Source organism: Ferdinandcohnia sp. SAFN-114 (genome assembly GCF_059415045.1).
The window spans coordinates 23,750-36,928 of the sequence record NZ_JBPFDQ010000015.1; the positions used below are offsets into that span (position 1 = coordinate 23,750).

Consider the following 13,179-nt stretch of genomic DNA (forward strand, 5'->3'; position numbering starts at 1 on the left):
GAAGCATAAGGGATTATACTTACGCTTCTTTTTTTGCATTCATATTTTTATTATGGTCTCCATAGGACATCAACGAGTTCACGTTTGAAAAGGTTTGTGTCGATGTTACAACTTTCAGAGTCTAAACCGTATTGCCAGCCCCATGCAAGTGAACCTTCTGGAGCATTCGGATTATATTTTGGTGCTTTGGTTTCTGCTGTTATTCCGACACTAGGTGCAGCTGTCCAAATATAGTTCTGTTCAAGGATGGCGCCGTTGCTTTTTCCGGCCTCTTGATAGGCTTTAAACAAAGCTTGTTCTGGGTCAAATACGCCATAGATTCCAGATTTATACGAAGAGCCATCGATTGTTTCAAACCATCCTTTAATAAACTCTGAATCAACTGGGTAGGTTGGTTCAATATCTGCAAAAATAGCAACTCCTTCTGGGATACTGATATCACCAGCTAGTTTAATTGCTTCCTTTGCATGCGCGACCCCATTGTCATAACCTGTTGCCTCATTAAAATGATTATAGATTGGTAAGATAAAATCGCCTTCAGCATGGATAATCTCCACCTGCTCAGCTGTCAGTCCTACTGAGATTCCTTCGCGCTCGCCAAGATAACGACCAAATACAACTGGATCACCAAAATTCTCTTTTACACATGCATAAAAATCCTTTGTCGTTTCACTTGCTGAATCAATTCCCCAAACAAATTCTGGGAGTTCATCGCTAGGCTTTGCTTTATCATTGTTGTTTTGTTTTTCATTGTTCTGTTTTTCTTCTTCTTTTTGTTTATCTTCTTCATTTTGCTTATCTTTTTCACTTTGTTTTTCTGAATCTGTTTGCTTAGCAGGTTCATTATTATTTTCTTGATTTTGTTGTTCCTGGTTATTGGCTGGTGGTTCTTTCTTACCTGTATTGGAAGGAGGGGGAGTTGTCGGTGCTTCGGACGTTGGATTTGATGTTGCGGGTTTTGTGTTGTCTTCGGTTATATAGAAAAACACCGCACAGCTTAATAGGAATCCGATAATTACGGATAGTAGGATATTAAAAATTTTCTCTGTCATGTTATCACCTCACCTTAGATACCCTTTATATATATGTAAGGTGACAGTGTGCGGTGTGGGCTTGGAATTCTGAAGTTTAAACCGAGATTTCCGATACGGAATTTTTATACGTAGCACGGTGAAGTTGCATCATATACCTCAGACATAGAAAAACTTCAACCACTATTAGCGTTAAAATGAGCCAAATACCAAAAGAAAGGACAAAATGCCGGATATGCAAAATAATGGCGATATCTGTTTGAAGACGGAATGTAAATGTATCAAACATGGCAAAGGTAAAAATCCGACTCCACTGGGTGACATCGTAAGTAAAAATTCCTTTTTTAATTCCAAAATCCTTAAGTCTTAAATAAAGTCGGATGATCTCAATTGTCTCAACAATTAAATAAAGAGCAAAGACGATAATCCAGACCGTGACGATGATAGTAGGATCAACATTTCCGGATATAATGCAGGCAATTCCAGATATGGACAAGGCCCCGTGGAGAATACAGTTTGTGTTATTCCAGTCATCCTTGATGGACCAGTATTTTCGAATGTATCTTTTACCGATAAAATATATCCCAACACAATAAAAAAGGAAACCAATCATTAGCAAGGTTGTGTTCAAGTAGGTTGGTACATCAGGATATATGGTGTTTATTAAAAGGATTAATGATTGTGTACTAACTGTGGTTAGTAGTAGAATACCGTGAACCTTATGATAGGAATTGGTTTTGTGGATTTCGAAAAAGGCTACTATCGAGATAATTATATAAAATAGCCAGAAACCAAAATTCACAAGTGAGACGAGCATCGCTGGAATAAACCAATCGTTATAAATGTAAAGTAAAATCCCGCAAATGGAGGAAGCGGCTACCCAGGTTCCAATCCCAAATCGATTGATGGGATTTTTGATATGGAGTTCAATAAATTTTCCATTCCATATGGTCAATCCTAAAGAAAAAAGAAATGACAGCCATAGTGTAATGTTGATCATCACAATAATTTCACTATAAACATTAAAGCCTGTCGTGAAATAGTTGGATAAAACCCCTCGAGTCATAATTCCAATCGCCATTACAACGGCTAATGTTGAAGTTTTAACGAAAATATTTGTGTACTTAATATAGATAATTCCAATTAAAATGAGCAGTACCCATAACAAAAACAATATGATCACCTTTTAAATCTAATTAATTACTAATCTATTTTATCATGTTATGCCTGAATGTGAAAAATCCGTTCAACGGATGAACGGATTTATGTATGTTATTAGATTCCAGTTTTAATGCCAAAGCCGACAAGGATTAAACCGGTTGATTTTTGGAATGCTTTGTTGAATTTCGGATTGTTGAACCACTTTTTTGCGTAATCAAGAATTGATACGAGGAGTAAAAACCAGACAATGGCAAGGATGGACATAATAAGGCCCATTATAATTAATTGTTGATTTATGTTCTCCTTCAAATCAATAAACTGGGGCATGATTGTGATATATACGAGAACGGTCTTTGGATTAAGTATGTTACTAAGTAACCCTTGCAAAAATGATTCTTTATGATGCTTTTTTGTAGGTGTAACCTGATTCTTTGCTTGTTCTTGAAGTTCATTCAATGACAAGGAGCTTTTTGTGAAGAAGCTTTTGATTCCTAAATAGATTAAGAAGGCAGCACCTGCATATTTAATAAAACTAAACAGAAACACGGACTTTGCAATTACAACGGATAACCCAAGAACGGCAATAAGTGTCCAAAAAGCGAGTCCCATCGACGTTCCAAGTAAAGTGTAGCGACCAGCTTTCGGACCGTATGTAAGTGTGTTTTTGATGATTAACATCGTGTCCACTCCAGGAATTATAACCATCATAGCTGCAATTGGTAAATAGGCAATTAGGTTATCCATTTTCTGTAGACCTCCATATTTGTTTTAGTGACTACTACAGTAACTACTTAAAGTTATTGTAGCAGAAATGATTGGAATGCATCAATACTTTTTGTTAGTATATTAGTTACAAAGGTAGCGACTAATTTGGAGGAAGTAAATGGATAATATTTTTGATACCTTAAAAAATTTACATTTTACGGAGTATGAGGCGAAGGCATATTTAAGCTTATTGGAAGAATCTCCATTAACAGGCTATGCGGTTGCAAAAAATTCTGGTGTACCTCGTTCGAAAATTTATGAGGTATTGGACAATTTGGTCATGCGTGGCGATATATTGGTCAGTCCAGGTAATACACCACAATATACGCCGGTTCCTGCCAAAGAACTGATCCGTAACCGTCGTACGAAGGCAGAGGAAAATTTTGATAAGGCAGAGAAGTTTTTTGAGAACTTTGAGCGTTCGGTTCATGATCGTGAAAATATTTGGAATATCACAGGAGATACAGAAATTCTTGATAAAGTACGGACATGTATTGAAGCAGCTAACAAACGAATTTTGTTAGAAGTATGGAAAGAGGAGTATGAGGTATTAGCAGATGATTTAAGAGCGGCTGCTAAAAAAGGTGTCAATGTTACGATTATAGCGTACGGAGAGGTTGAATCAGACTTTGCCAATGTGTATTTACATGATATGAGCCTGGATATTACGGAAGAATATGGCGGTAGATGGCTCGTATACAGTGGTGATGATTCAGAGGTCGTAGCTGGAATCGTGTCTTTAGGTAAAGATAGTCGCGCAGCTTGGACGATGCATGTTGGACTAGTCATGCCAATAACAGAGGTTATCATTCATGATTTATATTTGATGGAACTGTTAAACAAGCACCGTGATATCTTAGAAGAAAGCTTCGGCAAAAACCTAATTAGCCTCCGTCACAAATTTTCAATCCACCCGGATTTCAAAAAACATTATGTGAAGTAAAATGGGTATGGAGCGTTGGTCTTGAATCAGCGCTTTTTTTGTGTAAAAAGAATGTGTTTATCGTATGGCAGGTATTATGGACAAAACGGGAAAATGTTAAAGCGAAAATGCCTGATAAGGTAGGGTTTGGATGCAACTGGAAGAGTCCGTGGTATAAAGATGAAATATGGTATGGGTTTTGTATTAAAATGGAAGATGTCATAGCATAAGGTTTAGATATGGAGTGGGTTTTGTATAAACTTGGAAAAAGCAATAGCTTAAGAATGAAATATGGTGTGGTTTTTGTATAAATTTGGAAGAGCTCATTTCATAAGGTTTAGATATGGTATGGGTTTTGTATGAAAATGGAAGATGCCATAGCATAAGGATGAAATATGGTATGGCTTTTGTATAAAACTGGAAAAGGTCATGCATAAGAATGAAATATGATATGGGTTATGTATGAATCTGGAAAAAGTCACTGCATAGAGAAGAAATATGATGTGACTTTTGTATATATTTAGAAGATGTCATAGCATAAGGACCAAATAGGGATTTGTTTTGGATAAAATAGGAAGAGATCAAGGGGGATCTTCCTTTGGGGACCAAAATCAGCCCCCGCGGTTAGCTAATTACTCATCTTTTTTATCCCTTACTGAGGAGATTCCGTGAATGGTGTTTTTGATGAGGTCTTCAGAGATCATGGTTGCACCTGTGACAAGGATAGCCTGCACAACGGATTGAATAATGAAGCCATAGTAAAGAAGGCAGGCGATGGTGGCGAATCCTAATTGAATCCATCTGTGTGTCCACCGTAGTATGAAAGGAGTATCTTTAAGGATGAGCCCAATGAAATACAGTACAGGTATTAAAATAAACGCATCTTGCCGAATATAAAATTTAAAATTTAGATCCATTTTTTCACCTTCAACATATCAAATCCTTTTAGGATAAATTATTCCAAATAGAAGGTATTGGTTAGTGTGAAAAGGATATTTAAAAATTATAGAGAATTATTTGACTATAACCCTATCAATATAGTATTACTAAATAGAAGGATGATCGAAAGCGATTACTAAATTATAATTACAGACATCCTGTCCTTCTCATATTCAGAATGATTTATTTTCAATGCAAGTAAATATGTTTTGAAATTGGAGGAAGTAAATATGTCGAATATTCCATCTATCCTAAACTCCTTAAGGTTACCTGTTATCGGTTCACCAATGTTTATCATTAGTAATCCAAAGCTTGTGATTGAACAGTGTAAGGCAGGGATTGTAGGGTCGATGCCTGCACTTAACGCTAGACCCGCCTCACAACTCGATGAATGGTTGGCTGAGATAACAGAGACGCTGGCTGATTACAATGCGAAAAACCCTGACCGCCCAGCAGCTCCATTTGCTATTAATCAAATCGTACATAGGTCAAACGATCGGCTTGAACATGACATGGAGCTATGTGTGAAATACAGGGTACCTATTATTATCACCTCACTAGGGGCTCGTGAAGAGGTGAATGTAGCAGCTCATAGCTATGGAGGAATCGTTTTACATGACATCATTAATAATAAATTTGCACATAAGGCAATTGATAAAGGGGCGGATGGCCTAATTGCCGTGGCTTCAGGTGCAGGAGGTCATGCAGGAAGCAAGAGTCCATTTGCGTTAGTTCAGGAAATCCGTGAGTGGTTTGATGGTCCCTTAGCTTTAGCAGGGTCCATTGCATCCGGGAAGTCGATATTAGCAGCTCAAGCTATGGGAGCAGATTTTGCCTATATTGGTTCACCATTTATTGCAACACATGAGGCACGAGCAGCAGAAGACTATAAGCAAGCTATCGTTGATTGCAATTCGGATGACGTTGTGTATAGTAATTTATTTACGGGAGTTCATGGAAACTATCTTGCGCCATCCATTCGTGCAGCAGGCTTAGATCCTGAAAATCTTCCTGAAAGCGACCCATCAACTATGAATTTTGGTGGTGATGGGAAATCAAAAGCTTGGAAAGATATTTGGGGAAGTGGTCAAGGCATTGGAGTGATTAATGAAGTAACAAGTGCAGGAAACTATATTGAAAAACTCCATCAGGAATATATTGAGGCAAGGGAAAACTTATTGAAGACAAGTCAAATCTTTGCCTAGTGAGATAAATGAATTCGTGTGCTTATTCCTAAGTTGATTTTTTTATCGGAGTAAGCACTTTTTTTCATGTTTGTTGGAGGGGAGGAGGAATTACAGTGGACATAGCTCAGCATAACAGAAATGCTTGGGATAAGAAGGTAGAAGAGGGGGCTAGATATACTCGATCGGTGAGTAGTGATGTAATCGAAAAGAGTAAAACTGGTGAGTGGGAAATCATTGTTACAACTGAAAGATCTGTCCCAAGGCACTGGTTTCCGAAATCATTAGATGGATTGAAAATACTCTGCTTAGCGTCTGGTGGGGGACAACAAGGGCCAATCTTAGCTGCGGCTGGGGCAGACGTGACTGTTTTTGATCTATCAAAAAAACAATTAGAGCAAGATGCAAAGGTAGCAGAACGTGAAGGATTAACGTTAAAAACAGTACAAGGTGACATGTCTGACCTTAGTGAATTTGAAGATGAGTACTTTGATCTGATTGTTCATCCTGTTTCTAATTTATTTGTTAAAGATGTGCGTCCCGTCTGGAATGAAGCATCTAGAGTATTAAAAACCAATGGTATTTTGATTGCTGGGTTTACAAATCCCTTACTCTGGATTTTTGATGAAAATCAAGAAAATAATGGGATTCTAGATGTAAAACATCCTATACCATCTTCGACCCTGGATTATTTACCAGAGGATGAAGTGCAAGATTATATCAATTCACATCAAACAATCGAATTCGCCCATACGCTGGAAGATCAAATCCAGGGACAAATTGATGCAGGGTTTGTAATATCAGGTTTTTTTGAAGATGATTTTGGAGGAAAAAGAATAGTAGATAAATATATTAAAACATTTGTTGCTACCCGAGCTATAAAGATGAAATAAACGCTCAGGGACTTCTGAGCGTTTGTTTATACGAACTATTTTATTTCTTAGCTAGTACCCCTCGTTTCACTACATGTTTTCGTTGGTCCCCATTCAAATAGGCAGTGGCGAGTGCAACTAAGAGCAATATTCCTGTTACCGTGAAAAGCATTTGTGTAGGAAATAGTCCACCTAATACTCCTCCGATAAGTGGGCCAATCATACCTCCAATTTGATTTGCAGTTTGACTTAGGCTGAAAGCTCTTCCGCGGAAATCTTCTGGCGTAATCTTGACGATGAGCCCATTTAAAGCAGGGAAGATTGCGCAGAAGAATACTCCATAGGTAAAACGAATAATTGAGAAGCCCCAGATTTGGGTAAAGACAATCTGCGCTAATGTACCGATTCCAGCCCCCAACAGCCCAATGAATAAAATCCTATGGAAACCCACTTTATCCGCCCATTTTCCCCATACAGGTGCAAACAATGCACTCGCAAGACCTGGTAATGCTATTACAAAACCTGTCAGTAATGTTGTATAGCTTGTGTGGCTTGCAATATCAGCGATGTATAGTGGTAGAATTGGGTCAATAATCATGGTAGAGCAACTGACCATTAAAGTCAGAATTAAAACAAGGAAGAATGGGCGATTGTCGATTGCGATTTTAAAATCTTTTATAACCGAACCTTTTTCCTTGTTCGCTTTGAAGTTTTCTTCTTTTACGAAAAAGATAATTAAAATCGTCGCCAATAAGACAACAACTCCTGCGCTTGCAAAGGCCCAGCGATTACCCCATAGTTCAGCTAACCCCCCACCTAACAGTGGTCCAATAATCATCCCGGTTGCAGCTGCAGATGAAATCATGGAGAGCGCATACCCAACATTTTTCGTTGGTGTATTTGTACCGACAAGGGCAATTGAGCCTGGAATAAACCCACTTAGTAAACCTTGCATGATACGTAAACCTAAGATTTGATAAGGATTTGTAACAAATGCCATTAATGTATAAACAAGAAAAAGGGCAAAGCCAGCCCTTACAATCATTGGTTTACGTCCGTACTTGTCTGCAACTCTTCCCCAAAACGGTGTCGCAAATGCACCCGCAAAAAATGCGGCCCCATAGATTAGCCCTGACCATAATTCTGTGTGGTCGTGTACCCCGATTTCTAACAAAAAGATTGGTAAAAACGGGATAACCATCGAAAATCCTGAAGCGGTAAAAAAGACACCAATCCAAAGAACCCATAAATTTCGTTGCCAATTCGGCATGATTTTTTCCATCTCCTAAAAAAGATACTTGTTTTTTTAATAGATTTATAGTACCACAATTGTAGATTATTTTCATTAACGAAACTTTCGGTTTATGAAATATTTTCGAAGCTAAAAAAAATACTCAAAGTCCCTGAGTATTTTTTAGTGAGGAAAATAAATTTGTAGGATGTGTGTTCCGTTTGTTAATTGAAAAAAATCACGAAAATCCGGGAGAATCTCAATTGTTTGATAGTTTATTAATGAAATCGTTTGTTTCACTTCGTTTTCTTTTATGAAAAGCAGTGTATTACCCTCGACACATAAGCTTGAAAAAAAGAATCCATTACGTTCGATTAATTGTCCATCCTCATACCAATTTATAACGACCTGCTGATTGGCGTATTCCATAAGCATATTTAGAACTTCTTTATTTTTTCCAGACGCGAAAAACATAGCCACCACACCCACATTGGTCAATAAATTGATAGGACACACTTGATTCGTACTTGAGATTTATAGCTTCTGCAAGATAGTGAGAGGGGTTACCGAAATTTGCAGGTGTGACAAGATTGACATAGCAGCCACGTTCAGTCTCCTCAATCGCATTTAACCCTTCTTCAATTACTAAAGAAATATTGTGCTCGTAGTCCCCATGCTCTAAATCAATCGACCAATCCTTCGTCATTTTCATCACCTCAACCATATTATAATGCTTGAGAATAAACCTGAAGATGATATGAATCACAGCTCAAAACGTCTAATAAGGTTTGTTTCATTTTTATTAAGATTTTTCAGTATAATTACAAACTGGCCATTAATATTAAAAAGACATTTACAAATCAAAGACAATTGCATAAACACCCTCCTTGCGATGCTATAATACGATAACAATAGTTTGGAGGTTTTATGATGGCACATAAGCGAGAGTATTATTTTGATAACGCAAAGTTCATCTTAATATTCCTTGTTGTCTTTGGGCATTTTATTCAGCCTTTTATTGATGATCATAAAATCATCATGACAATTTACCACTTCGTATATTCGTTTCATATGCCTGCTTTTATATTAGTTTCAGGGTATTTTGCAAAGGGATTTAGGAAGGAAGGATATATTAAAAAGACGGCAAAAAAACTGTTGATTCCCTATTTAATTTTTCAGCTTATCTACACGATTTATTATTACTACCTATATAATGGTGAATCACTTTTATTTGAGCCATTTAATCCACAGTGGTCACTCTGGTTTTTAATTAGTTTATTTTGCTGGAATGTGATGCTGTATGCGTACACGAAACTTCCGATGAAATGGTCGTTGACTATCGCAGTTTTAGTGGGGATAGGTGTAGGATATATTCCCTTTGTGGAAAATTACCTAAGTTTATCTCGGACATTTGTCTTTTTTCCATTATTTTTGTTAGGTTTTTATTGTAAAAGAGAACATTTTTCAGCCTTGAAACGCCCGGCAGTGCAGGTGGGATCAGGAATTTTGCTTTTAGCTATTTTTATCGGCTATTATTTCGTTCCAGAGTTCAACACCGGTTGGTTGCTTGGCTCTAAGTCGTACGAAACGTTATCTCATGTGAATCTTGGCGGACTCATTCGATTAGCAGTCTACTTGGTATCAGTTGTTATGACGTTTGCCTTTTTCTCACTTTTACCGAAAAAACAGTTTTTCTTCACAAGCTGGGGCACACATACATTATATGTTTATTTACTGCACGGTTTTGTCATTAAATATTTCAGAAGTAGCGAATGGCTTGACGTCATTAACGATACCGGAAATATTATCATATTAGTAATTGCTTCACTTGTCTTAACGTTGTTATTATCAACGAAAACAATTAGAGCGATTACTCAACCGTTAATTGAACTTCGAATCTCCATCATCAAGAGGTTCTTTAATTTCAAACAAGAAGGCTACTAATAAAAGGGACGTTTCTCTTGGTCCGGTCAGTACCGTAAAACCAGGAGAAACGTCCCTTTGTGTTTTTACCCTTTGTAATTTTGAGCTCTTTTAATGAAGGATTGTTCATCTTCAATCAGGCCACATACACCGCACTGTACTTTGATTTCTGGTCCACGGTATGGAACATGGAAGGGATCAAGGTTTTCAGTGTATTCCTCCATAACTTCACCACTTTGCGGATCCATTTTTACGGATTTAGGCACTTGTTCAATAATATTAAATCTAGAGCGGTTGGTTTTACAATTAGGACATAAATAAGGACTACTCATTCTTACACCTCCTATTTTTTACTTTTTCCAATTAAGGAAATACTATGAGCGTATTTTTTTGAACAGACAGCAGAAATGATATAATGAAATAAAGTAAAAGGAGAAAGGAAGAGGGTATATGGAAAATACACATGAGAAAGTAGAAAAAGCAACCTTCGCTGGTGGCTGCTTCTGGTGTATGGTTAAGCCGTTTGATACACAGCCAGGAATTATTGAAGTTGTGTCTGGTTATACAGGTGGAACGAAAGAAAACCCTACGTATGAAGAGGTTTGTTCGGATACAACAGGACATTATGAGGCCGTTCAAATTACATTTAATCCAGATATTTTTCCTTATGAGAAAATAATTGAACTCTTTTGGCAACAAATTGATCCAACAGATGCAGGTGGCCAATTTTTCGATCGTGGTGATTCCTACCGCACAGCAATTTTTTACCATACGGACGAACAGAAAAAGATTGCTGAAGAATCAAAACAAAAACTAGCTGAAAGTGGAATCTTCACAAAACCAATCGTAACACCAATCCTTCCTGCAAAGGAATTCTATAGAGCAGAAGAATATCATCAGGATTATTATAAAAAGAAGCCTGAACACTATAATCGATATCGCAAGGGTTCAGGCAGAGACAAATTTATTAGAAAACATTGGTACGCGAAGGAATACGAAGAGGCTAAGAAAAGTCTGACAGAGATGCAGTTCCATGTCACACAAGAACAAGGGACAGAACCTCCGTTCCGAAATGAATACTGGGATAACACAAAAGAAGGCATTTATGTTGATATTGTTTCAGGTAAGCCATTGTTCAGTTCGTTGGATCAATATGATGCTGGCTGCGGCTGGCCAAGCTTTACAAAGGCGATTGATGCGAAAGAAATTGTTGAGGAGCTAGATACTTCTCATGGAATGATCCGTACTGAGGTAAGAAGCAATACAGCTGATTCCCATCTTGGCCATTTATTCTATGACGGACCAGGACCAACTCGTATGCGTTATTGTATAAATTCCGCAGCACTTCGTTTCATTCCAAAGGAAGATCTTGTAAAAGAAGGCTATGGGGAGTACGTGAAACTCTTTAACTAAATCGAGAGAATGCATGTCTATACAGCATGTATGAGAAAATGACTATTTTTATATTTGTTGGTTGACTCTGGTAATCTGCGATGATATGATGAAATAGACCATTTTGTTGCGTTATATAAGTTTAAAGAAAGAAAGAACGATAATTTCATTTTAGAATCAGGCTATTCTTCTGAAGTTATATGTGAATTTGTTTTAGATTTATGTAAGTGTACAATGGTTAATTTTTCAATGCACAAATGGTTTGTGTGTTCATTTTAGGAGGCATATTTCATGCAAAATGGTAAAGTAAAATGGTTTAACAGCGAAAAAGGATTCGGATTCATCGAAGTACAAGGTGGAGACGATGTTTTCGTACACTTCTCAGCAATCCAAGGCGAAGGTTTCAAAACTTTAGAAGAAGGTCAAGAAGTTTCTTTCGAAATCGTTGAAGGTAACCGTGGACCTCAAGCGTCTAACGTAGTTAAATTATAATTTAACCCATAAATAAAAACAGTCCTACTGAAGTAGGGCTGTTTTTTTGTGGTGATTTTCGAAGTAGTGGGTCAGAGGGACAGGTCCGTTGTCCCAGATGGGTTTGTGGTTTGATTAAGGACTTAGAGAGTGCCACAAAATGGGTTTAGCGATACAAGCTAGTGTGCTAGAAAAGTATTTAGTAAATATGATAGTGTCTTCCGTACCGTCCCAAAAGGTGAAGCAGACTTCTGATGGCAAATTACTTGTTACAAAATAGTAAGCAATCGCCTGAAGGTACGAATAACGGCTAATCTTACGAACCCTAGTGTACTAATTAAGATAATTCTTGTTTAACCAACTTGATAAAGTTCTTAGCAGGGGTTGAGACATAGTGATGCTCAAGCCAAATCACACCTAGTGAGGAATGCATTGTTGTATCTTTAATCGGAGCAGAGTATAGATCTCCATCCCCATATACATCAAACACCGATTTTGGCACAATCGTTGCTCCCATGCCTCCTTTAACCATTTCCATCAATACATGCATATCTGAGCACTCCGCAATACTTGTAAATTGAAGCTTTTGTTTAGAAAATGCTTCGTGAATGATATTATAGCTTCCCAAACCTTCAGTACTTGGAATAATGAGTGGCAATTGTGAGATTGATTGCAGCGAAACTATGTCCGTTTTCTGCTTACTCACAAAAACAAAGGGCTCACTAAGAAGGTGTTCATATATGAAACCACGATGTTCAAGCGGTAGTCTTACAAATGCCATTTCAATCGCGCGTGATTTGACCATTTCTGCCAGATAAAAAGAATCATTTTGAACAACTTTAATCGAAACGAGTGGGTATTTTTGGTGGAAGGCACGAAGCATGTCCGAAAATCCAGAGACAGATAACGTGTTTAAACCCACCGCGAGTACACCTTTTGTACCTTCTTCTGTTTCTTGAATTTCATTTTTTATTTCCTCAATACTGTTCACGAGATGCAATGCACGTTGATAGAGAACCTCACCTTTATCCGTTAATTCCATACTTTTGCCAATACGTTCAAATAATTTGACTCCAAGCTCTTCTTCCATCTGCTTTAGTAGCATGCTAAGAGGCGGTTGAGACATATGAAGTCGATTGGCGGCTGCTGTAATATTTTTTTCTTCAGCGATTGCAATAAAATAACGTAACTGCTTAATATCCATCAAATTTCTCCTTCTATATAAAAAATATATAGTTTCTATATATATTATATATTTTCCGAATAGTAGAAGTCTATGTTATGATGA

15 protein-coding genes are annotated in these 13,179 nt (G+C 37.4%); 6 read left to right on the forward strand and 9 right to left on the reverse strand.

Annotated features, from left to right (window positions below; translation table 11 throughout):
* Positions 1-50: 50 nt before the first annotated feature.
* The 3 genes from ACR65M_RS06905 to ACR65M_RS06915 form a co-directional block, all read right to left on the reverse strand.
* Positions 51-1,052 (reverse strand): glycoside hydrolase domain-containing protein, encoded by a 1,002-nt coding sequence (locus ACR65M_RS06905; protein WP_440272931.1) that lies wholly within the window; start codon positions 1,050-1,052, stop codon positions 51-53.
* A gap of 76 nt (positions 1,053-1,128) precedes the next feature.
* On the reverse strand, positions 1,129-2,205 hold the full coding sequence (locus ACR65M_RS06910; protein WP_440272932.1) for a TDT family transporter: 1,077 nt from the start codon (positions 2,203-2,205) through the stop codon (positions 1,129-1,131).
* 101 nt (positions 2,206-2,306) lie between these two features.
* Positions 2,307-2,936, reverse strand: coding sequence for a homoserine/threonine efflux transporter (locus tag ACR65M_RS06915; protein ID WP_121448285.1), 630 nt, complete (start codon positions 2,934-2,936; stop codon positions 2,307-2,309).
* A gap of 139 nt (positions 2,937-3,075) precedes the next feature.
* On the opposite strand from ACR65M_RS06915, the gene ACR65M_RS06920 reads away from it, so the two are divergent.
* Complete coding sequence (locus tag ACR65M_RS06920) at positions 3,076-3,900, forward strand: TrmB family transcriptional regulator (protein ID WP_440272933.1); 825 nt, start codon at positions 3,076-3,078, stop codon at positions 3,898-3,900.
* Positions 3,901-4,511: 611 nt separating this feature from the next.
* Here ACR65M_RS06920 and ACR65M_RS06925 read toward each other — a convergent pair.
* Entirely contained in the window at positions 4,512-4,796 is a 285-nt protein-coding gene (locus ACR65M_RS06925; protein ID WP_440272934.1) for a phage holin family protein, read from the reverse strand.
* 252 nt (positions 4,797-5,048) lie between these two features.
* Here ACR65M_RS06925 and ACR65M_RS06930 point away from each other — a divergent pair, with 252 nt between their 5' ends.
* Together ACR65M_RS06930 and ACR65M_RS06935 are read left to right on the forward strand one after the other, a co-directional pair.
* On the forward strand, positions 5,049-6,023 hold the full coding sequence (locus tag ACR65M_RS06930; protein WP_440272935.1) for an NAD(P)H-dependent flavin oxidoreductase: 975 nt from the start codon (positions 5,049-5,051) through the stop codon (positions 6,021-6,023).
* Between the two features lie 95 nt (positions 6,024-6,118).
* Positions 6,119-6,895, forward strand: coding sequence for a class I SAM-dependent methyltransferase (locus ACR65M_RS06935; protein WP_440272936.1), 777 nt, complete (start codon positions 6,119-6,121; stop codon positions 6,893-6,895).
* 40 nt (positions 6,896-6,935) lie between these two features.
* Here ACR65M_RS06935 and ACR65M_RS06940 read toward each other — a convergent pair whose 3' ends face one another.
* The 3 genes from ACR65M_RS06940 to ACR65M_RS06950 all read right to left on the reverse strand — a co-directional run bounded on the left by ACR65M_RS06940 (position 6,936) and on the right by ACR65M_RS06950 (position 8,811).
* Positions 6,936-8,144, reverse strand: a complete 1,209-nt coding sequence (locus ACR65M_RS06940; protein WP_341331143.1) for an MFS transporter — start codon at positions 8,142-8,144, stop codon at positions 6,936-6,938.
* Between the two features lie 144 nt (positions 8,145-8,288).
* Positions 8,289-8,579 (reverse strand): hypothetical protein, encoded by a 291-nt coding sequence (locus ACR65M_RS06945; RefSeq protein ID WP_341331144.1) that lies wholly within the window; start codon positions 8,577-8,579, stop codon positions 8,289-8,291.
* Positions 8,554-8,811, reverse strand: coding sequence for a CGCGG family putative rSAM-modified RiPP protein (locus ACR65M_RS06950; RefSeq protein WP_440272937.1), 258 nt, complete (start codon positions 8,809-8,811; stop codon positions 8,554-8,556). Before ACR65M_RS06950 ends, ACR65M_RS06945 begins: the two co-directional genes overlap by 26 nt.
* 224 nt (positions 8,812-9,035) lie before the next feature.
* Here ACR65M_RS06950 and ACR65M_RS06955 point away from each other — a divergent pair, with 224 nt between their 5' ends.
* Positions 9,036-10,049: an acyltransferase family protein gene (locus tag ACR65M_RS06955; protein WP_440272938.1), complete on the forward strand. Its 1,014-nt coding sequence runs from the start codon at positions 9,036-9,038 to the stop codon at positions 10,047-10,049.
* 65 nt (positions 10,050-10,114) lie between these two features.
* Here the strand turns inward: ACR65M_RS06955 and ACR65M_RS06960 are convergent, their stop codons facing one another.
* Positions 10,115-10,360 carry a DNA alkylation repair protein gene (locus tag ACR65M_RS06960; protein ID WP_121448294.1) on the reverse strand — a complete coding sequence of 82 codons (246 nt, stop codon included), beginning with the start codon at positions 10,358-10,360 and terminating at the stop codon, positions 10,115-10,117.
* 118 nt (positions 10,361-10,478) lie between these two features.
* Here ACR65M_RS06960 and msrA point away from each other — a divergent pair, with 118 nt between their 5' ends.
* Positions 10,479-11,441, forward strand: coding sequence for a peptide-methionine (S)-S-oxide reductase MsrA (gene msrA, locus ACR65M_RS06965; protein ID WP_440272939.1), 963 nt, complete (start codon positions 10,479-10,481; stop codon positions 11,439-11,441).
* Between the two features lie 270 nt (positions 11,442-11,711).
* Positions 11,712-11,912, forward strand: coding sequence for a cold-shock protein CspD (gene cspD, locus ACR65M_RS06970; protein ID WP_010283803.1), 201 nt, complete (start codon positions 11,712-11,714; stop codon positions 11,910-11,912).
* Positions 11,913-12,228: 316 nt separating this feature from the next.
* Here the strand turns inward: cspD and ACR65M_RS06975 are convergent, their stop codons facing one another.
* Complete coding sequence (locus ACR65M_RS06975; protein ID WP_341331148.1) at positions 12,229-13,095, reverse strand: LysR family transcriptional regulator; 867 nt, start codon at positions 13,093-13,095, stop codon at positions 12,229-12,231.
* Between the last annotated feature and the right edge of the window lie 84 nt (positions 13,096-13,179).